This window comes from Streptomyces sp. NBC_01233 (genome assembly GCF_035989305.1).
Taxonomy (GTDB): Bacteria; Actinomycetota; Actinomycetes; order Streptomycetales; family Streptomycetaceae; genus Streptomyces.
Genome location: NZ_CP108514.1, coordinates 1754500 through 1773806 on the forward strand (window position 1 = coordinate 1754500; position 19307 = coordinate 1773806).

Genomic DNA, 19307 nt, shown 5'->3' on the forward strand with positions numbered 1-19307 from the left:
CGCATGGATTCCATGATCGCATCCTCTCCCGTGGTCGACCTCAACGCCGACCTCGGCGAGGGCTTCGGGCGCTGGACGCTCACCGACGACGAGGCCCTGCTCTCCGCCGTCACGAGCGCCAACGTGGCCTGCGGTTTCCACGCCGGGGACCCGTCCATCATGCGCCGGGTCTGCACACTGGCCGCGGAGCGGGGCGTACGGATCGGGGCGCAGGTCTCCTACCGCGATCTGGCCGGCTTCGGACGGCGCGCGATGGACGTGCCGGCCGGCGAGCTGGCGGACGAGGTGGCCTACCAGATCGGCGCGCTGGAGGTGTTCGCGCGGGCGGCCGGCTCCCGGGTGTCGTACGTGAAACCGCACGGCGCGCTGTACAACCGGACCGTGCACGACGGCGACCAGGCGGCCGCCGTGGTCGCGGGCGTCCGGCTGGCCACCGGATCCGGTGCCACCGGGGGCCTGCCCGTCCTCGGGCTGCCCGGATCGCTCCTGCTCGCCGCCGCCGAGGGGGCCGGGCTGGCCGCCGTACCGGAGGCCTTCGCCGACCGCGCCTACACGCCGGCCGGGGCGCTCGTGCCGCGCACCGAGCCGGGAGCGGTGCTGCACGACCCGGACGCGGTGGTGGCGCGGGCGGTACGGATGGCCGCCGAGGGGACGGTGGCGGCTGCCGACGGGTCGCCGGTCCCGGTGGCCGCGCGCTCGCTGTGCCTGCACGGGGACACCCCGGGCGCGGCCGTGCTCGCGCGACGGGTCCGGGAGGCGCTGGGCACGGCCGGGGTCCGCGTGGAGGCCTTCGCGTGAGGCCCCTCGTGGTGGGCGGCGAGGCGCTGCTGATCGAGCTGGACTCGGCCGCGGAGGTGGCCGCGCTCCACGCCGAGCTGCTGCGCCGCCGGGACGCGGGCGAGCTGGGCCCCGTACGGGACCTGGTGCCGGCGGCGCGGACCGTACTGCTGGCCGGGGTGCGGGACCCGGCCGCGCTGGGGGCCCGGATCGCCCGCTGGGAGGTGCCCGCGCTCGCGGAGGCGCAGGGGCTGCTGGTGACCGTGCCGGTGCGGTACGACGGGCCGGACCTGGCGGAGGTGGCCCGGCGGTGGGGGGTGTCGCCGCGGGAGGTGCCGGGGATCGTCGGCGGCACCGGCTTCCGGGTGGCCTTCTGCGGTTTCGCCCCCGGCTTCGGCTACCTGACGGGGCTCCCGGAACGCTTCCACCTGCCCCGCCGTGAAACGCCCCGTACGGCCGTCCCGGCGGGCTCGCTGGCGCTCGCCGGCGCGTACGCGGGGGTGTACCCGCGCTCCTCCCCCGGCGGCTGGCAGCTGATCGGCTCCACGGACGCGGTGCTCTGGGACCCGGAGCGGGAACCGGCGGCGCTGTTCGCGCCGGGCGTCCGGGTGCGGTTCGCGGAGGCGGGCCGTGACTGAGCTGCTGGTGGTGCGGTCGGGCGCGCTGACGACGGTCCAGGACCGGGGGCGCCCGGGATACGCGCACCTGGGCGTCCCCCGCTCGGGAGCGCTGGACGCGGCGGCGTACGCGCTGGCCAACCGGCTGCTCGGCAACCCGCCGGACGCGGCTGCGCTGGAGACGACCCTGGACGGGACCGGGCTGCGGGCGCTCGCCCCGACGGTCGTGGCGGTCACGGGCGCCCCCTGTTCCGTACGGATCTCCGGTCGCCCGGCGGCCTGGGGAGCGGCGGTCCGGCTGCCGGCCGGGGCGGAGCTGGAGGTCGGCCCGGCGGAATCGGGGCTGCGCAGCTACGTCGCGGTACGGGGAGGCCTGGCCGTCCCGCCGGTCCTCGGCAGTCGCTCGACGGACCTGCTGTCGGGCCTGGGGCCGGCCGTCCTGTCGGCCGGGATGCGGCTGCCGGTGGGCCCCGCCGGGCCGGATCCGGCGCCCGGGGCGGACCTCTGCGCCCTGCCCGGCCCGCCTGCGGAACTGCTGCTCCCGCTCCGCCCGGGGCCGCGCGCGGACTGGTTCGCGCCGGCTTCGCTGGCCGGGCTGTGGCGTGCGGGGTTCCGGGTGTCGGCGAGGTCCAACCGCATCGGCCTGCGCACGGAGGCGGGCCCGCCGCTGGTCCGCGCCCGGCCCGGGGAGCTGCCGAGCGAGGGCATGGTGCTGGGCGCGGTCCAGGTCCCGCCGGACGGCCTGCCGGTGGTGTTCCTGGCCGACCACCCGGTGACGGGCGGCTACCCGGTGGTGGGCGTGGTCCCGCCGGGCCCGGCCCTGGACGCGGCGGCGCAGGCCCGGCCGGGGACTCCGGTGAGGTTCCTGCGGTCCCGATGAAACGTTTGCGGGCGCTCCGGCCAAGTACGGAGTGAGGGGGCCGACCGGGTCCCGACGCAGGGGAGGAACCAGGGTGCGAAGCCCAGGACAGAAGACCGGGCCACCGGAGCTCACCACGCACGACGGGTTCGGCGCGTTCTACGAGGAGCACATCGACGCCGTGCTCGGCTTCGTCACCCGCCGGGTCGCCGACCCGCACCTGGCGGCGGACCTGACGGCGGACATCTTCCTCGCGGCAATGGGCTCGGCCACCGGTTATCGGCCCAACAGGGGGGCGCCGATCGCCTGGTTGTTCGGGATAGCCCGCAACGTGCTGTCGGGCCACGCCCGCGGACTCGTCCGCGAGAGCGGCGCGCTGGCGCGGCTGAGCGGCCGCCGCCTCCTCGAGGACGAGGACGTCGCCGCCCTGGAGGAACGGATCGACGCCCAGCGGGCCTTCAGATCCCTCGCCGAGCGCCACGCCGCGCTCTCCGAGCCGCTGCGCGCCGCCCTCGACCTCGTGGTCATCGACCAACTCACCCCGGCCGAGGCCGCGCAGGCCCTCGGGGTCACCCAGGCGACGGTCCGCGTCCGCCTGCACCGCGCACGGCGCGCGCTGCGCGGGACCGAGCCCGCCGCCGTCACCGAGCCCAAGCTGGAGGCAGCCCGATGAGCAGCAGGCCCCGCGCGTTCGAGGAGCGGCTGAAGGCGGCGCTGCTGGCCCGCCTCCCGGAGGAGGCGCCGGCCCCGGCTCCCGCCCGCTCCTTCGCCCGCCGCTACGGCATCCCGCTCGCGGTGGGAGTCGTCACGGCCGTCGTCGTCGCCGTGATGGTCGTGCCCGGCAGCACCCGCAACGGCTCGCTGCCCGCCGGCGGTCCGACCGGCTCGCCGAGCCCTTCGGCCACGGACGCGCCCGAGATCAGGAAGGATCCGGACGGATCGCTCCGGTTCAAGCTGCCCGAGCACGATCAGATCCCGGCCCTGGTGGACCGGCTGAAGGAGCTGGGGGTCCAGGTCTCACTGGTCCCGAAGCGGCCCCGGTCCCAGTGTTCCGAGCCCGGCGGTGGGTACCGCGGTCCACAGGCCGACCCCGCGGCCGAAATCATGCAGCACAGCGATGACGACTTCCGCTTCAAGGTCAACGCGAAGACGGTCCCGCCGGGCTACACGCTCACGTTTTCCTGGGCGGACTACCACCCACTGGGCGAACAGGGGATCGGCTTCGGCGTGATCGAGACCTCCAAAGTCCCGTCCTGCACGATCGACTACTCCGAGGGCCTGGACGAAGCACTGAAAGCACGCTCCGAGCCCCCGAAGGACCCCGGCAAGACCATCGAGATCCCCGTGCCCGAGCCCGGCGAACTGGCCGAAGCGGTGCGGAGCCTGCAGGAGCAGGGGGTCGGCGTCGCGGTGACCGAGAAGAAGCCCGCGTCGGAGTGCACGCATGTGGGTGGCGGCTACCGGGGACCGCAGGCCGACCCCGAGGCCGAGCTGTCCCGGGGGCCGGAGAGGTCCACGTTGAAGATCAACTCGAAGACGGTCCCTCCGGGGTACACGCTCGTGTTCTCGAAGCCGGCCAGGCCGTCGGGCCCCAACGCCACGGTCGGGTACGGCGTGAAGGAGACGTCGAGGGTCACGCCCTGCGAGATCGACTTCTCGTTGGGCGAAGGGTGACGGGCAGGGTGGACTGCGAGCAGCAGGCCGACCGCGAGGGACCACAGGGACCACGGCGCGGTTCCCGGCCGGCTGCGCCACCGCCGGCCGGCTCGTCGCGATGAGCCCCCGCCCCGGCCCCTCAGGGCCGGGGCGTCCGCGCGCCCGCGACGAGGCACGACACGATCAGGTGGTCGCGGGCGCGGTTCGACCGGTGCGGCGTCCACGTGGCCGAAGGACCCGGGGCTCGCCCGTGCCGCCTCGACCACGGGTACCGCCCGCTCGCGAACCGCCCGTCGCGCGCCCCTACACGGCCGACTCCGGGGCGATCCGGCTGCGTACGGCCGACTGGACTTCCTCTTCCTCGGCCGGGTCCGTCGCCAGGCGGCGCAGTCGGGGCGCGACCCGGGCGTCGGCGGTCTCGGCGTGGTGGGCCGCCACCTCGCGGGTGGTCTCCTCGCAGTCCCAGAGACATTCGACGGCGAAGCCCGCCGCGAAGGAGGGGTCCGTGCTGGCGAGGGCCCGCGCAGCCCGGCCGCGCAGGTGGGACGAGGCCGTCTCGCGGTAGATGTGGCGCAGGACGGGGGCCGCGCAGCCGATGGCGAGGCGGCCGGCTCCGTCCACGAGGGCGTAGAGCCGCCGGGTGTCGGGGCCCGAGCCGCGGACCGTGGAGCGCAGGGCGCCGAGGACCAGTTCCGCGTCCTCGGCTCCGCCCCGGGCGGCGAGGGTGGCCGCGGCGGCCGCGCCCAGGGCGTCGGGGCGGTGGATCCAGCGCCGGGCCCGTTCGACGGCCCCGGGGCCGCACATGCGCTCGTAGGCGGCGACGGCGGGTTCGTCGGCGGCGGCTTCGATGAGGTCCAGCACGGCCGGGTTCTCCGGCTCGGCGAGGACCAGGTGGTGCAGGGCCGTGGCGCGGGCGGCCTCGCCGGAGGCGCCGGCGGCTGCCGCGAGAATCGCGGAGCGGTCCTCGGGCGCCGCCACGGCGGCCAGGCAGCGTGCGGCGGGCACGTGCAGCGGCGTGCCGCGGCGCAGCCCGTCGGCGGCCCAGTCGAAGACGGCCTGGACTCCCCAGCCGGGCCGGGGGCCGCTCGGGTTCAGCTGGCGCTGCCAGCGGTCGAAGGAGCCCTGCTGGCGGGCGGCGCGCAGGCGCTCGCCGTGCTGCGGAGTCTCCTCCCACAGGCACCACGGCCGGGGCTCGTAGGCGTCGCGTACGGCGGCGGCCAGCCGCGCCTCGCCCTCCGCCGTGGCGGGGAATCCGGCGAGGACGGGCGCGGCCAGGGACCGCAGGCCCTCGTCGTCGTCGCGCAGGGCGAGCTCGTCGAGGGCCCAGGCCCAGTTCGCCCCGGAGGCGGCGTACCGGCGCAGGAGCATGAGCGCGTCGTCGCGGCCGTAGGAGGCCAGGTGGCCCAGGACGGACAGGGCGAGGCCGGTCCGGTGGTCCTCTTCGTCGACGAGGTCGTCGGCGCTGAAGAGGTGGTTCTCGATCTCGCCCAGGGGACCGTTGAGGTCCAGGTAGAGCCGGGCGTAGTACAAGGAGCGGTTCTCGACCTGCCAGTCCTGGCGCGGGTCGCGGAGCACGCAGTGGTTGAGGGCCTCGAGGGCCTCGCCCCTGGGTGCCGCGAGTGCGTGCAGCGTGCCGTCGCCGCGGCCGCGCTGGAGGAGCCCGAGCAGGGTACCGCTCGGTGCTATGACTGGTTCGAACATGGGAATGGCCTCAAATCAAGCTGGGGACGCAACCGGGAATCGGGATTCACAGGGCCGCGTAACAGCATGTGAGGACGTCCGCCGTCATGTTCCGCTCGATGTAGACCATTGCCTTCTCACTCTCGTCAGTTCTTCGTGACCATGGTGGCCGGGCCGGGCCGGGACACCCTTCGTGTCCTACCCGCTCCGGCCCGCCCCCCGTGCTCGCGAATCGAATCCGACGCCATGATGGCCCAGCCGGTTTGTGCACCGCGACCACATTTACGGCCGCCGTGACCAACCTGTGAGGTCGGGAACCGGCCGGGCACGGCCAGATCCCCGGCAAAAACGGACTACTTGGCTCCGAAAAGTTCCAGCAGGTCGGCCTTGGCGAACATGCGCGCCGTGTCCACGGCGGAGGGGGTTCCGGCGTTCGGATCGGCCCCGCCGGCGAGCAGGGCGCGAATGACGGCCTCCTCGCCCTTGAAGACCGCCCCGGCGAGCGGGGTCTGGCCGCGGTCGTTGGCGCGGTCGGCCTCGGCGCCGCGGGCCAGCAGGGCCGAGACCGCCTCGGCGTGGCCGTGGTAGGCGGCGAGCATGACGAGGGTGTCGCCGCGGTCGTTGGTGAGGTTCGCCGGGACCCCGGCGTCGAGGTAGGCGGTGAGCGTCTCGGTCTCACCCTGACGGGCGAGGTCGAAGATCTTGGTGGCCAGTTCGATGACGTCCTCGTCGGGGACGCCCTGGGAACCGGCGCCTTCTGCAGCCTGCTCGCTCATCGTTCGTACCGCCTTTCACTCGTTGCTGACATGGTCCGCCCCGCAGCCCCGTCCCCAGGACGGGCGGGCAGGGGGGGTGCACGGCACTGCGTCCGTACGGGTGAATCGCCAGAGTAGCGCCCTGGCCTGCACATGTCCGGGCCGGGCCGAGGCAAGGATCACCCTCGACCCCCTGTGCGCCGGACGCGCCAGCCGGGGTGAGCCGGTCAAGTGAAAAACCCAGGAATTCACCCGTATGCACCTTTTGTCGCATTGATACTTCCTGTGAGCCTGGAAGAACTGATGGTGACTGTCCCCACCAACCAGGAGAACTCCTCATGGTCCTGTCCATCTCAGGCGTGGTCCTGCTCGGCATCATCTGCTTCCTCTTCTTCAAGAAAGACGGGATGAAGCTGACGCACGCGTTCGTCTGCGCGCTCTTCGGCTTCTTCCTCGCCGGCTCCGCCATCGCCCCGAGCATCACGGCGAGCACGGCGAGCCTCGCGAGCCTGCTCGGCGGGATCAAGCTCTAGCCCGGCCATCGCGCAGCGCCACCAGCAACACCCGAAGCACCCGTCACACCCACAACTCCAGGAGACGCCCGTGGCCCGGCGCCCACTTCCCCGCGTCCTCAGCAGCGGCACCACGTCGCTGTCCCGGGGCCGCGACCTCGCTCGCACGGCCGCCGACACCGCCACGGACGTCCTCCATCCGCTCCTCACCATCGGACGCGGGCTGCGCATCCTGGCCTCGGCCGGGCGGCGCAGATGGTCCGGGACCCCCAAGGACAAGCGTGGTCCCGCGCTGTTCCTGGGAGCCGCCTGCGTCCTCGTGGTCGCACTCGTCCCCTACGGTCCGCTCCTCGCCCTGATCACCCTCATGGCGGCCGCGGCCTGGCAGGGACGCGACCGCACCCCGGTGAAGACCGGGCCCAGCGATGCCGAGACCGAACGGCTCGGCTCCCTCTACGAAGCCCTCGTGCCGTACTTCTCCATCCCCGAGGACCCGAACCCCCTCTTCGCCCACGGCGGGGACTGGGACAAGGCCTTCAGCGGCTACGAGTTCGACGAGGCGGGCCGCATCACCCGGCTCCACATCCGCTACCCGGCCTACTTCACCGATGGCGAGACCGCCTCACGGGCCCGGATCGAGGCACTGCTGCACGCCAAGTCCGGGCGCGGACGGGAGTATCTCTTCGACTGGGACGAGGAGGGCAACCAGCTCGACCTGAGTGTGCTGGCGGCGCTGCCGACGGGCATCGCCGCGCAGCCGTTCGTCACCTCGCCCGGCGAGACCGTGCTCGGCTTCACCGACGCGGGCGGTGTGCAGCGCACCCTGCCCGTCCTGGAGGGCGACGAGCCCCGCGACGTGCCGCCGGTGATCTGGCGCACCGGGCCCCGCTCCACCGAGCCCCACCTGCTGGCCGTCGGCCAGCCCGGCACCGGCACCTCCACCCTGCTCCGCTCCGTCGCCCTGCAGGCCCTGCGGCACGGCGGCGACGTGCTGATCGTCGACGGCGGCGGCAGCGGCGACTACTCCTGCCTGTCGGGCCGCGCCGGCGTCCTCGCCGTGGAATGCGGGCCGACCGGGGCGCAGGCCACCCTGGAGTGGGCCGCGCAGGAGACCGAGCGGCGGCTCATCGCCACCCACCGGGCCCGGGAGTCCGGCCGGCCGGCGCCCGAGGACACCCGGCGTCCGCTGTGGATCCTGCTGGACCAGCCGAGCGTGCTGGCCCACCTCTCGGTCGCCGAAGGGGGTCCCGACCCGCTCGCCCAGCTGCAGGTGCCGCTGCGGCACGGCCGACCCGCGCACGTCACGGTGGTGGTGGCCGAGCACTTCGACCACCTGGAACTGCTGAACGACGCCGTCTGGCAGCACACCCGCGCCCGGATCGTCCTCGGGCCCGCCGGGATCCAGCAGATCGCCGACGTGCTGGGGCTGCCGCCGCACACCACCCCGACCGCCCAGATGCCGCCCGGCCGCGGGTACGCCCGGCTCGGCGCGGGTCCCGTGCACCGGCTGCAGGTGCCCGCCACCCCGGACCCGTACGACGAGGCCACGAACGCGGTGTACCGCCAGGCCGTGCTGGAGCTCCTGCCGGACCGGCAGCAGGGCCCGGGCCGCAGCCCGGGCAAGCCCCTCCACGCCCTGCCGCCGGCGCAGGGCTCGGCCGTCGACGCCTCGCAGATCCCGGAGGTCCCGGCCGAGGCGCCGTGACCCCGACGGAGGCTCGGCGCTCTCCCGCTGCCGGGGGCTTCCAGGGGCCGGGAGCCAGGTGTCACGCCACGAACCGTTACGCCACGAACGTGCGCGGCGGCTCCGCGCCGCTGCCGCCGGCGCCCGTGCCGACCAGCCGTGCCGCCGCCGCCAGCCGGGAGGCGGCCTCGTCGGCCACCGGCCCGCCCACGGTGAACGGCAGCCGGACGTAGCCCTCGAAGGCCCCGTCCACGCCGAACCTCGGCCCCGAGGGGACCCGTACGCCGACCCGCTCCCCCACCTCGGCCAGCCGGGAGCCCGACAGGCCGCCCGCGCGGGCCCACAGGGTCAGCCCGCCCTGCGGCACCTCGAACTCCCAGTCCGGCAGCTCCCGGCGGACCGCCGCGACCAGCGCGTCGCGGTTCTCCCGGGCCTGGTCGCGGCGGATGTCGACGGCCTCCCGCCAACCCCCGGTGCGCATCAGCCAGTTCACCGCGAGCTGTTCCAGCACGGGCGTGCCCAGGTCGGCGTAGGCGCGGGCGGCGACCAGGCTGCGGATCACGTCGGGGGCGGCGCGGACCCAGCCGATCCGCATGCCCGCCCAGAAGGCCTTGCTGGCGGAGCCCACCGTGATGACCGTGCTGCCGGACGGGTCGAACGAGCAGACCGGGCGGGGCATCTCCAGCTCCGGGTCCAGCCGGAGTTCCAGCATGGTCTCGTCGGCGACCAGGACGGTGCCGGCCGAACGGGCGGCCGCCACCATGGCGCGGCGCTGCTCGTCGGAGGCCAGGGCCCCGGTCGGGTTGTGGAAGTCGGCCACGACGTAGGCGAGGCGGGGGGCCGAGTCGCGCAGCACCTGCCGCCAGACGTCCATGTCCCAGCCGGCCAGCCCGTCCGCCATGGCGACGGGCACGAGGCGGACCCCGGCGGCGCGCATGAGCTGGAGGATGTTGGCGTAGGACGGCGACTCGACGGCGATCCGCTCGCCGCGCCCGGCGAAGAGGCTGCAGATGGCGTCGATCGCGCCCATCGCGCCGGTGGTGACCATGATCTGCTCGGGCATGGTGGGGATGCCCTGCTCGGTGTACCGGTCGGCGAGCATCCGGCGCAGCGCGGGCAGGCCGGCCGGGTAGTCGCCGTGGGTGTGCGCGTAGGGGGGCAGCTCCTCCAGGGCACCCTGGACGGCCTTGGTGAGCCAGGGCTCGGGGGCGGGGAGGGCGGCGCAGCCGAGGTCGATCATCGAGCCGAGGGACTCGGGCGGCAGCGGCTCCAGGCCGCGCGCGGGCAGCGGGTTTCCGGCCGGTACGGAAGTCCAGCTGCCGGCGCCCCGGCGGGATTCCAGGAACCCCTCCCCGCGCAGGGCCTCGTACGCCGCGGCGACGGTGGTGCGGCTGAGCGAGAGGGCGACGGCCAGCTCCCGCTCGGCGGGGAGCCGGGCGGCGACCGGGACGCGGCCTTCGAGGACGAGGAGGCGGATCCCGTCGGCGAGGGTGCGGTACGCGGGCAGTTTGCGGGCGCCGGGGACCGGGGGGCGCTCCTGCTGCGAGGTGATGAGACGGGCGAGCTGCGCGGCGCCGACCGCCGAGGTCCATTCGGCCATTGCGTCCGGTCCACCTTCGTCGGATTGGCCTCGACGGTGGGCGCCGGGAGCCGGGATTGGATTGATGTCTGCGGGCACAGCCTGTCACGTGCCAGTCCACCTGCACCAGGGGGTGTCGCACCGGGGCGCCGCCGGGCACCGGTGGGGTGCCGGGTGGGGCACCGGAGCCGCACCGGAGGGCATCGGCGGACACCGGTTCGGACGCCGGTTCGGACGCCGGTTCGGACGCCGTCTCGTCACCCGTTCACCTCGCGTACCGCCGTCCACTCACGTCCCGGGGGATACTGCCGCCGTGACGCACGTACGCCTTCGCCATCCGTATCTGGACCACCCGGCTCCGATCCCCTTCGCGCACCGGGGAGGTGCCGCGGACGGGCTGGAGAACACCGCCGCCGCCTTCCGCCGGGCCGCCGAAGCGGGCTACCGGTACTTCGAGACCGATGTGCACGCCACGGCCGACGGGAAACTCGTCGCCTTCCACGACTCCACGCTGGACCGGGTCACCGACGGCCGGGGCCGGATCGCCGAGCTGTCCTGGAAGCAGGTCCGCGAGGCGCGCGTGGCGGGCACCGAGCCGCTGCCGCTCTTCGAGGAGCTGCTGGAGGAGTTCCCGGACGCCCGCTGGAACATCGACATCAAGGCCGAGTCCGCGCTGCACCCGCTGGTCAACCTGATCGCGCGGACCGGGATCTGGGACCGGGTCTGCGTGGGCTCCTTCTCGGAGAGCCGGGTGGCCCGCGCCCAGAAGATCGCCGGCCCCCGGCTGGCGACCTCGTACGGCGTACGCGGGGTGCTCGGCCTGCGGCTGCGCTCGTACGCGATCCCGGCGGCGCTGCGCGTGGGCGCCGTGGCGGCGCAGGTGCCGGAGACCCATGCGGGCATCCGTGTGGTCGACCGGCGCTTCGTGCGGACCGCGCACGAGCGGGGCCTGCAAGTCCACGTGTGGACCGTGAACGAACCGGAACGTATGGAGGCTCTCCTCGACCTGGGTGTCGATGGCATCATGACCGACCGGATCGACATCTTGCGCACGGTGCTGGACCGGCGCGGGGCCTGGGCCTGACACGCTCTTCGGCCGCCGCGCGGGCACGGGGGCCGCTGCGGTACGGGGACCAGCGAGGGGGACACCAGGTGAGCGCGGAAGACAGCAGGACGGCCGAGGAAGCGGAACCGGCGGAACCGGGAGCCGAGGACGGCAGATCGGCCGCGACGGCCGCGCGCAAGCGCGAGCAGCGGGGCTGGTACTTCTACGACTTCGCCGTGTCGGTGTACTCGGCGAGCGTGCTCACCGTGTTCCTCGGGCCGTACCTGACCTCGGTGGCCAAGGCCGCCGCGGACGCCGAGGGCTTCGTCCACCCGCTGGGCATCCCGGTGCGGGCCGGGTCCTTCTTCGCCTACTCGGTGTCGGCCTCGGTGATCCTGGCCGTGCTGCTCATGCCGCTCGTGGGCGCCGCGGCGGACCGGACCGGGCGCAAGAAGCCGCTGCTGGCGGTGGCCGCCTACATCGGCGCCGCGGCGACGGCCGGGATGTTCTTCCTCGGCCGTGAGCGCTACCTGCTGGGCGGGCTGCTGCTCATCGTGGCGAACGCCTCGCTGTCCGTCTCGATGGTGCTCTACAACGCCTACCTGCCGCAGATCTCCACGCCGGACGAGCGGGACACCGTCTCCTCGCGGGGCTGGGCCTTCGGTTACACCGCGGGCTCCGTGATGCTCGTGATGAACCTGGTGCTCTACATGGGCCACGACTCCTTCGGCCTCACCGAGGGCATGGCGGTACGGATCTGCCTGGCGTCGGCGGGCCTGTGGTGGGGCGCCTTCGCCCTGATCCCGCTGCGCCGGCTGCGGGACCGGGCCGTGGTCCGGGAGCCGGGGGCCGGGCCGGCGGTCAGCGGCTGGAAGCAGCTCGTCGCCACCCTGAAGGACATGCGCCGCTACCCGCTGACGCTGTCGTTCCTGCTGGCGTACCTGATCTACAACGACGGCGTGCAGACGGTGATCTCCCAGGCCTCCATCTACGGCTCGGAGGAGCTGGAGCTGGACCAGTCCACCCTCATCGGGGCGGTGCTGCTGGTGCAGGTCCTGGCGGTGGCCGGGGCGCTGGGGATGGGCCGCCTCGCGCGGATCTACGGCGCCAAGCGGACGATCCTGGGCTCGCTGGCCGCGTGGGGCGTGACGCTCGCGGTCGGGTACTTCCTGCCCGCCCGGACCCCGGTGTGGTTCTTCGCGCTCGCCGCGATGATCGGGCTGGTGCTGGGCGGCAGCCAGGCGCTGTCGCGCTCGCTCTTCTCGCACCTGGTGCCTGCGGGCAAGGAGGCCGAGTACTTCTCGGCGTACGAGATGAGCGACCGCGGGCTGAGCTGGGTGGGGCCGCTCGTCTTCGGCCTGACCTACCAGCTCACGGGGAGCTACCGGGACGCGATCATCTCGCTGGTGGCCTTCTTCGCACTGGGATTCGTGCTCCTGGCGCGAGTGCCGGTGCGGCGCGCGGTGGAAGCGGCAGGCAATCCTGTACCGGAGCGGATCTGAGAGCGGGTCCGCGAGTGCGCACGGCCCGGATCCACGAACGAATTCCGAACGAATTTAGACGTTGAAGCAAAGGGCCGGTAGTGTACGCCTTTGGCCTGCCAGGCGGACCGTTACTGCGCGCTCAAGCAGCGTGGACGTTGGGTGACATCTGCTGCCAGATGTGACAAAACGGGCATTGGTGGGTACAACAAGGGGCGGCACGACGGGCGACGCACGACCCGGAGCGGGAATCTATACCGCCGACCGGACGTTGACCGGATGACGACGACAGCGACACCTGTCCTGTGGGCGACAAAGCCCGGGAGGCACGATTCATGAGTGAGCGAGCTCTCCGCGGTACGCGCCTCGTGGTTACCAGCTACGAGACGGACCGCGGCATCGATCTGGCCCCGCGCCAGGCGGTGGAGTACGCATGCCAGAACGGACATCGATTTGAGATGCCGTTCTCGGTTGAGGCAGAAATTCCGCCGGAGTGGGAGTGCAAGGCGTGCGGCGCCATGGCACTCCTGGTGGACGGGGACGGGCCCGAAGAGAAGAAGGGCAAGCCTGCGCGAACGCACTGGGACATGCTCATGGAGCGACGCACCCGCGAGGAGCTGGAGGAAGTGCTGGCCGAAAGGCTTGCGGTCCTGCGCTCCGGCGCCATGAACATTGCCGTGCATCCGCGGGACAGCCGCAAGTCCGCCTGACAGCCGGACGGATACACAAGCCGAGGGGCCCCGCCACACTGTGTGGCGGGGCCCCTCGGCTTTCTCCTGCGCTCTTGCCCGGTGCCGGCCGGGCCGGCCATGGCGGCCGGGGCCGGCAGGGCCGGTGTTCTACGGGGTCAGGGGCGGGCGGTGGCCCGTCTCCGGGCCGCCCGGGCCGCCGGGCCGGTCCTCTCGGATGACCTCGCCCTGGACGACCTTGCCGTCGGGGTAGTGGATACGGGCCTGCTGGAAGGCGTCGCCGAAGCTCCCGGCCGGGGCCGAGGCCATCTTCCGCTCCAGCGAGCGGGTCGCGCGGCGGCCGATCCAGGCCCGGACCGGCGGCAGCAGGAGGAGCAGACCCGCCACGTCGGAGAGCAGACCCGGCATCATCAGGAGCAGGCCCGCCAGCATCGTGAGGCCGTTGCCCCGGCCGGGCTGCTGCGGGGCGGGCTGCTGCCCCTGCTGGGCCTGCTGGAAGGTGTCCGCAAGGTTCTTGAAGGCACGCCGCCCGGCCCGCTTGATGACCACGGCGCCCAGCACCATGGCGCCCGCGAGCAGCGCGGCGACGGCCAGCCCGCCGGCCACGTCCGCGACCACGGTGAGCAGCCAGACCTCCAGGATCAGCCAGGCGGCGATCGCCAGGGGGAGGAAGGTTCGGGCGGGCGAACGCCGCCGGGGGGCCGTCGAAGTCCCCGGCCGCAGGGATCCAGTGCCGGTCGTCATACCAACCAGTGTGCCTGGGGCCGCATAAAAGTGTCCTCAGCCGGGGGTACCGGACGGCCCCTAGGGGTCAGCGCTTCGGGTCGGGCCCGGCCGGGCCCTTGCCGCCGTCCTTGCCGCCGTCCTTGCCACCGTCCTTGCCCAGCAGCTTGGCCGCCTGGGCCTTGAGGCCCCACTGGGTGACCCGCCACAGGGCCTCGACCACGATGTCCTTGCTCATCTTGCTGTCGCCGAACTCGCGCTCGACGAACGTGATGGGCACCTCCACCACGCGGAAACCCTTCTGCACCGCCCTGCGGGCCAGGTCGACCTGGAAGCAGTAGCCCGCGGAGGCCACCTCGTCCAGGCCCAGGCCCTCCAGGGTCTCGCGGCGGAAGGCCCGGTAGCCGCCGGTCACGTCACGGATCGGGACGTTGAGCATGAGCCGCGAGTACGTCGAACCGCCGCGCGAGAGGATCTCCCGGCTCTTGGGCCAGTTGACGACGCGGCCGCCCGGCACCCAGCGGGAGCCCAGGACCAGGTCGGCGCCTGCCAGTGCGGTGAGCAGGCGGGGCAGCTCCTCCGGCTGGTGGGAACCGTCGGCGTCCATCTCGACGATCACTCCGTAGCCGGCGTCCAGGGCCCAGAGGAAGCCCGCCAGATAGGCCGCGCCGAGCCCCTCCTTGCCCTTGCGGTGCAGCACGTGCACGTGGTCGTCGCCGACCGCGAGCTCGTCGGCGAGCTTGCCGGTGCCGTCGGGGCTGTTGTCGTCGGCGACCAGGATGTGGGCCTCGGGCACCGCCGCGCGGACGCGGCCGACGATCAGCCCGATGTTCTCCGCCTCGTTGTAGGTCGGAATGATCACCAAGGCCGTACCGAGCGGCCCGTAGGTCCGCTGTCCGCCGTCGCTCACTGAGTCCCCTTTTGTGCGCTTGCACGTCCTGTACGTCTGGTCGCAGAGGATGACTTTAGAACAGTGATCGGGGCCCGCGGTCCTTCGGGCCGGTCAGACGCCCGCTGGCTGCGGGCCGCCGTGACCGTTGTCTACTGGACCGCCGAGCCCCGACCGGGGCCACCCTCCCCCAGCTCCCACTGGAGGTGCCCCCACCGGCGAAACCTTCCCTCGCCCCCGAGGCGCGGGCGCGCTGAGCAGACGGATCCGTCCGGCACGGACGTCCTGTGGTGGACCCGGCCGAACTTATCCGGGTCCGACCGCCCGTACCGAACCGAGGCACACCGGATCACCCCTGTGGGCGTACGAATACCTCCCGCCCGCCGACGACCGTGGCGAGGCACACCGGGAGTTCGGATCCGGGGGTCAGGTCGGGCAGTCCGGGGGTGCCCGAGCGGGGGTCGGTGGACCAGCGGGCGACCCGGTCGTCGGGGGCCTGGACCACCAGTTCGCCGGTCTGCCAGACCGCGTAGTCGGCCGGGGCGCCGGGTACGAGGATCCCCGCGTCGTCGCGGCCCAGGGCCCGCCAGCCGCCCCGGGTGTGGGCGGTGAAGGCGGCCCGTACGGAGATGCGGTGCTCGGGGGTCCGGTGGAAGGCGGCCGCCCGGACCGTGCCCCAGGGGTCGAGCGGGGTGACCGGTGCGTCCGAGCCGAAGGCCAGCGGCACGCCCGCCTTGAGCATGGCCGCGTACGGGTTGAGGGTGCGGGCGCGCTCGGCTCCCAGCCGGTCGACGTACATGCCGTCCTCGCCGCCCCAGGCCGCGTCGAAGGCGGGCTGCACGGAGGCGGTGAGCCCCAGCTCCGCGAAGGCGGCGATGGCGGCGGGCGTCATCATCTCGGCGTGCTCGACCCGGTGCCGGGCGGCACGGACCCGGGCCAGGCCGACCTTCTCGGCGGCCGCCCGGACGCCCTCGACGACGGCGGTGATCGCGGCGTCGCCGATGGCGTGGAATCCGGCCTGGAGGCCCTCCTCGGTGCAGGCGGCCACGTGCTCGGTGACGGCCTGCTGGTCGAGGTAGCCGGTGCCGGTGTGCGAGGCGTCGGCGTAGGGGGCGTGCAGGCAGGCGGTGTGCGAGCCGAGGGCGCCGTCGACGAAGAGGTCACCGGCCGCCCCGACGGCCCCGAGCGCCTTGGCCAGTCCCAGGTCCCGGTCGGCCCAGTACCCGAAGACGCGCGGCCCGGGCCGCTCGGCGGCCAGCGCGAGCAGGCCGGTGAAGTCCTCGGCGGAGGAGATGTCGGGCCCGCCGCACTCGTGCAGGGAGCCGATGCCGAGGGAGGCGGCCCGGTCGAGGGCGGCCCGCTGGGCCTCGGCGCGCTGGGCCGGGGTGACGGCGGCCAGGGCGGCCCGCCGCACGGCGTGGTGGTCGTCGGCGGTCAGCGGCTGGTCCCCTTCGGGCCGCACGGCCGGGACGAGGTCGAGCAGGGCCGTGGTGACCACCGCCGAGTGGACGTCGATGCGGCTGAGGTAGAGCGGGCGACCGCCGGCGGCCTCGTCCAGCTCGGCGCGGCGCGGCGCCCGGCGCTCCGGCCAGCGGGCGGCGTCCCAGCCGTGCCCGAGGAGCACCCGGTCGGCCGGACGGCTCGCGGCGTACCCGCGTACGAGGTCCAGCGCGGCCGTCAGCGAGCGCGCTCCGCTGAGGTCCAGCCCGGTGAGGGCCAGGCCCGCGGAGGTGGTGTGGACGTGGGCGTCGGTGAACGCGGGCGTGACGAGCGCCCCGCCGAGATCGACGACCTCGTCCACGCCCTGCGCGAAGGCGTCGGCCGCGCCCTCGGAGCCGACCCAGGCGATGTGGCCGCGCTCGACGACCATCGCGGTGGCGAAGGGGTCGGCGGGGCTGTGGACCTCGCCCCCGCGCAGGAGGACGGTGCGGGTGGGGTCGGTGGGGGCGGGTGTCGCGCGCTCGGTCATGGGGACAAGTTTCGCGTGTTCGCCGGGCGCGCGTGGACGTGGGTGCGGGGCGGGCCCTGCGGGCGGCCTTCCCCGGCCCGCCCCTCCACCGGGCGGGGCCGGGTCACGCGAGGGCCGCGTGAAGCATCAGACGCGGGGCGGGCGGGCCTCGTAGGGGGTGGACAGGACCACCGTCGTGCGCGTCGAGACGTGGGCGAGGGCGCGCAGCCGGCCCAGGAGGTCCTCCAGCTCCAGGGGCGTGGCGACGCGCACCTTGAGGATGTAGTTCTCGTCGCCCGCGACGCTGTGGCAGGCCTCGATCTCGGGGACGCCGGCCAGCCGGTCGGCGATGTCGTCCGGGGCGCTCGGGTCGAAGGGCTTGACCGAGATGAACGCCGTCAGCGGCAGGCCGACGGCCTCCGGGTCGACCACGGCCGCGTACCCGCGGATCACCCCGCGCTGTTCCAGACGGCGTACTCGCTGATGGACTGCCGACGTGGACAGTCCCGTGGCCTTGCCCAGATCCGTGTAGCTCATCCGCCCGTCCCGTACGAGCAGATCCACGATCTGGCGGTCCAGCTCCTCCATTGCGCTCATAGCCGCTCAACTTAAGGCCCAAGGGCACTCCAAGCCCAGTGGTGTCCGCCCACTGGAGGCATCTGCGCCAGGCATGTGACCAAGGCCACAGGGGTATGCAGGCGCAGGCCGGTCTGTTGTGGTTACTCGTGACGCTCGACGGGAATTGCTTGCTGTGGCCGAGGCCGTAGAACCTGCCCGCCCGGCCCACCCAAGGGGGAGTACATCCATGCTGAACACCAAGCGCGCCGGTCGCACCGAACCGGAGCCCCTGGAACCGCTCGTATCCGGGGACGGCCCGTACCCCGAGGACGGCTCGTACGCCGAATACCCGGACGACCTCGACGGATTCGAGATCCACCACGCGATCTGCCCCGACTGCGGCCAGTCGATCGCCCTTGTCGCGGACGAGGAGTTCCTGCCGCAGCACGCGCTCTGCCTGACCCCGTGGAACCCCTTCGGACTCACGGTGTGCGCGGGCACCGGGCGGCCGGCCACGGACGCGCTGCCCACCGTGGGCGTGATCCAGCCGGTGCAGGCCCCGGAGCTCGATCCCGTCGTCCTGTCGACCCTGCCCCAGGGCCTGGACTGGCGGACACAGCCCTTCTCGCACATGGGCGGCCCGGGCTCGCTTCCGGTCCGTGTGGTGAGCCCGGTGCTCCCGCAGCCGCAGGCGCAGACGCGGCAGCAGCACGCCCAGGCGGCCTGACCGCCGCCCGGGCGTCCCGCCCCCTGTCCGACCCCTACCAGTACGTTCCCTGCACCATGGCGGCCAGACTGGCGTGGTGCAGGATCAGGCTGTCCGGGTCCGCGGGGATCTCCACCTCGCCGAAGTGCGCCTGCCGGTAGGCGATGCGCAGCATCACGATGGCGTGCCGCAGGGCGGCGTAGAGGGTGTGGAACTCCATGTCGCGCGGGACGTGCCCGGTGAGTTCGGCGTACCTGCGCTCCAGGTCCTCGCGGCGCAGGAAGTCCGGTAGCCCGGGCTGTCCGAAGCCGGCGGTGAGGTCCTGGAAGAACCGGTGGAGGTAGACGGTCCAGCCGAGGTCCACCTCGCGCGGGGCGCAGGCCGCCATCTCCCAGTCCAGGACGGCCACCGGCGTGAAGCCGTCGTAGATGACGTTGCCGATGCGGGCGTCGCCCCAGTTGAGGACCGCGGGGCCCTCGTCCGCCGGCCACAGCTCCTCCAGGCGGGCGAAGGCCCGCTCGATGAGCGGGGACGGGGCGAGTCCGCCCACCACCCAGGCGTAGTAGGCGCGTTGGGCGTCCACGTGTCGGCGCAGCGGGGTGCCCTTGCCGTCCGGCAGGAGGAACTCGGCCTCTTTGGCCGGGAATTGGTCGTGCAGGCGGGCGAGCAGCGAGATGCTCGCCTCCTGGAGCCCGGCGCGCTCGGCGTCGGTCGCGGCGTGCAGCCAGTTGCCCTCGTAGGTGTACGGCATGACGTCGGGCGGGACCCGGCCCTCGGCACGGGCCATCACGAAGAACGGCGCCCCCAGCGGCCCCGGATCCTCCTCCAGCCACTGCACCCGCGGCACGGGCAGGTCGGTGTGCTCGGCGACCAGGCGCATCACCCGGTGCTGGCGCGGCATGTCGTACGTCGGGAAGACGGTGTAGGCGGCCGGGTCGGCGGCGAGCCGCAGTGCGCAGGCGCGGAGCGGGGTGTCGGGGTGCTCTATGTCGAAGAGCAGGGTCTCGCTGGACATCCCGTTGGATCCGGGGACCGAGACGTTGGCGACCTTCGCTCCGGGGAGCCGCGTGTCCAGCCAGGCGGCGAGGCGCCGGCCGAGCTCTTCGGGCTCCCGGGTGGAGGTGCGCGGGCGTGGTGCAATGACCATGG

The 19307-nt window shown here is 73.7% G+C and carries 19 protein-coding genes; 11 read left to right on the plus strand and 8 right to left on the minus strand.

The annotated features are described in order from the left end of the window. The first annotated feature begins 30 nt into the window (after positions 1–30). From OG332_RS07965 to OG332_RS07985, 5 genes are all read left to right on the plus strand, one after another. Complete coding sequence (locus OG332_RS07965; RefSeq protein WP_327419142.1) at positions 31–798, plus strand: LamB/YcsF family protein; 768 nt, start codon at positions 31–33, stop codon at positions 796–798. After that, the gene (locus OG332_RS07970; RefSeq protein WP_327412784.1) at positions 795–1415 is read left to right on the plus strand and encodes a 5-oxoprolinase subunit B family protein; all 621 of its coding nucleotides are present in this window, start codon (positions 795–797) and stop codon (positions 1413–1415) included. Before OG332_RS07965 ends, OG332_RS07970 begins: the two co-directional genes overlap by 4 nt. Further along, positions 1408–2274, plus strand: a complete 867-nt coding sequence (locus OG332_RS07975) for a biotin-dependent carboxyltransferase family protein (RefSeq protein ID WP_327412785.1) — start codon at positions 1408–1410, stop codon at positions 2272–2274. The genes OG332_RS07970 and OG332_RS07975 overlap by 8 nt, the downstream gene beginning before the upstream one ends. A 73-nt stretch (positions 2275–2347) precedes the next feature. Continuing rightward, positions 2348–2926, plus strand: coding sequence for an RNA polymerase sigma factor (locus OG332_RS07980; protein ID WP_327412786.1), 579 nt, complete (start codon positions 2348–2350; stop codon positions 2924–2926). Continuing rightward, positions 2923–3927, plus strand: a complete 1005-nt coding sequence (locus tag OG332_RS07985) for a hypothetical protein (protein ID WP_327412787.1) — start codon at positions 2923–2925, stop codon at positions 3925–3927. Before OG332_RS07980 ends, OG332_RS07985 begins: the two co-directional genes overlap by 4 nt. Positions 3928–4212: 285 nt before the next feature. On the opposite strand, the gene OG332_RS07990 is transcribed toward OG332_RS07985, so the two are convergent. Next, complete coding sequence (locus tag OG332_RS07990; RefSeq protein WP_327412788.1) at positions 4213–5610, minus strand: HEAT repeat domain-containing protein; 1398 nt, start codon at positions 5608–5610, stop codon at positions 4213–4215. Between the two features lie 332 nt (positions 5611–5942). Then, positions 5943–6365 (minus strand): ankyrin repeat domain-containing protein, encoded by a 423-nt coding sequence (locus tag OG332_RS07995; protein WP_327412789.1) that lies wholly within the window; start codon positions 6363–6365, stop codon positions 5943–5945. Positions 6366–6682: 317 nt separating this feature from the next. Between OG332_RS07995 and OG332_RS08000 the strand changes: the two genes are divergently transcribed. Both OG332_RS08000 and OG332_RS08005 read left to right on the plus strand, forming a co-directional pair. Further along, positions 6683–6877: a hypothetical protein gene (locus tag OG332_RS08000; RefSeq protein WP_007262923.1), complete on the plus strand. Its 195-nt coding sequence runs from the start codon at positions 6683–6685 to the stop codon at positions 6875–6877. Positions 6878–6947: 70 nt separating this feature from the next. After that, positions 6948–8561 carry an ATP-binding protein gene (locus OG332_RS08005; protein WP_327412790.1) on the plus strand — a complete coding sequence of 538 codons (1614 nt, stop codon included), beginning with the start codon at positions 6948–6950 and terminating at the stop codon, positions 8559–8561. 76 nt (positions 8562–8637) lie between these two features. Here the strand turns inward: OG332_RS08005 and OG332_RS08010 are convergent, their stop codons facing one another. Next, the gene (locus OG332_RS08010) at positions 8638–10140 is read right to left on the minus strand and encodes an SCO1417 family MocR-like transcription factor (RefSeq protein WP_327412791.1); all 1503 of its coding nucleotides are present in this window, start codon (positions 10138–10140) and stop codon (positions 8638–8640) included. Between the two features lie 292 nt (positions 10141–10432). Here OG332_RS08010 and OG332_RS08015 point away from each other — a divergent pair, with 292 nt between their 5' ends. The 3 genes from OG332_RS08015 (at position 10433) to OG332_RS08025 (ending at position 13355) form a co-directional block, all read left to right on the plus strand. Then, positions 10433–11203, plus strand: a complete 771-nt coding sequence (locus tag OG332_RS08015) for a glycerophosphodiester phosphodiesterase family protein (RefSeq protein ID WP_327412792.1) — start codon at positions 10433–10435, stop codon at positions 11201–11203. Between the two features lie 68 nt (positions 11204–11271). Beyond that, complete coding sequence (locus tag OG332_RS08020) at positions 11272–12666, plus strand: MFS transporter (protein ID WP_327412793.1); 1395 nt, start codon at positions 11272–11274, stop codon at positions 12664–12666. 314 nt (positions 12667–12980) lie between these two features. Further along, the gene (locus tag OG332_RS08025) at positions 12981–13355 is read left to right on the plus strand and encodes an RNA polymerase-binding protein RbpA (protein WP_007262928.1); all 375 of its coding nucleotides are present in this window, start codon (positions 12981–12983) and stop codon (positions 13353–13355) included. A gap of 129 nt (positions 13356–13484) precedes the next feature. Here the strand turns inward: OG332_RS08025 and fxsA are convergent, their stop codons facing one another. The 4 genes from fxsA to OG332_RS08045 all read right to left on the minus strand — a co-directional run bounded on the left by fxsA (position 13485) and on the right by OG332_RS08045 (position 17482). Beyond that, a complete protein-coding gene (gene fxsA / locus OG332_RS08030; protein ID WP_327412794.1) occupies positions 13485–14078 on the minus strand; it encodes an FxsA family membrane protein in 594 nt (197 codons plus the stop codon). A 67-nt stretch (positions 14079–14145) separates the two neighbouring features. Then, positions 14146–14967 (minus strand): polyprenol monophosphomannose synthase, encoded by an 822-nt coding sequence (locus OG332_RS08035; protein ID WP_327412795.1) that lies wholly within the window; start codon positions 14965–14967, stop codon positions 14146–14148. Positions 14968–15295: 328 nt separating this feature from the next. Beyond that, a complete protein-coding gene (locus OG332_RS08040) occupies positions 15296–16915 on the minus strand; it encodes an amidohydrolase (protein WP_327412796.1) in 1620 nt (539 codons plus the stop codon). A gap of 126 nt (positions 16916–17041) precedes the next feature. Further along, a complete protein-coding gene (locus OG332_RS08045; protein WP_030011705.1) occupies positions 17042–17482 on the minus strand; it encodes an Lrp/AsnC family transcriptional regulator in 441 nt (146 codons plus the stop codon). Between the two features lie 217 nt (positions 17483–17699). Between OG332_RS08045 and OG332_RS08050 the strand changes: the two genes are divergently transcribed. Then, entirely contained in the window at positions 17700–18179 is a 480-nt protein-coding gene (locus OG332_RS08050; RefSeq protein ID WP_327412797.1) for a hypothetical protein, read from the plus strand. 34 nt (positions 18180–18213) lie between these two features. Here OG332_RS08050 and OG332_RS08055 read toward each other — a convergent pair whose 3' ends face one another. Next, positions 18214–19305, minus strand: a complete 1092-nt coding sequence (locus OG332_RS08055) for a phosphotransferase family protein (RefSeq protein ID WP_327412798.1) — start codon at positions 19303–19305, stop codon at positions 18214–18216. Between the last annotated feature and the right edge of the window lie 2 nt (positions 19306–19307).

Excerpts from the sequence above, each read along its gene's own strand:
- OG332_RS08040 (WP_327412796.1), bottom strand. The coding sequence starts at position 16,915 with ATGACCGAGCGCGCGACACCCGCCCCCACCGACCCCACCCGCACCGTC.
- OG332_RS08045 (WP_030011705.1), bottom strand. The coding sequence starts at position 17,482 with ATGGAGGAGCTGGACCGCCAGATCGTGGATCTGCTCGTACGGGACGGG.
- OG332_RS07990 (WP_327412788.1), bottom strand. The coding sequence starts at position 5,610 with ATGTTCGAACCAGTCATAGCACCGAGCGGTACCCTGCTCGGGCTCCTC.
- OG332_RS08010 (WP_327412791.1), bottom strand. The coding sequence starts at position 10,140 with ATGGCCGAATGGACCTCGGCGGTCGGCGCCGCGCAGCTCGCCCGTCTC.
- OG332_RS07985 (WP_327412787.1), top strand. The coding sequence starts at position 2,923 with ATGAGCAGCAGGCCCCGCGCGTTCGAGGAGCGGCTGAAGGCGGCGCTG.
- OG332_RS08025 (WP_007262928.1), top strand. The coding sequence starts at position 12,981 with ATGAGTGAGCGAGCTCTCCGCGGTACGCGCCTCGTGGTTACCAGCTAC.
- OG332_RS07995 (WP_327412789.1), bottom strand. The coding sequence starts at position 6,365 with ATGAGCGAGCAGGCTGCAGAAGGCGCCGGTTCCCAGGGCGTCCCCGAC.
- OG332_RS08050 (WP_327412797.1), top strand. The coding sequence starts at position 17,700 with ATGCTGAACACCAAGCGCGCCGGTCGCACCGAACCGGAGCCCCTGGAA.
- fxsA (WP_327412794.1), bottom strand. The coding sequence starts at position 14,078 with ATGACGACCGGCACTGGATCCCTGCGGCCGGGGACTTCGACGGCCCCC.
- OG332_RS08055 (WP_327412798.1), bottom strand. The coding sequence starts at position 19,305 with ATGGTCATTGCACCACGCCCGCGCACCTCCACCCGGGAGCCCGAAGAG.
- OG332_RS08000 (WP_007262923.1), top strand. The coding sequence starts at position 6,683 with ATGGTCCTGTCCATCTCAGGCGTGGTCCTGCTCGGCATCATCTGCTTC.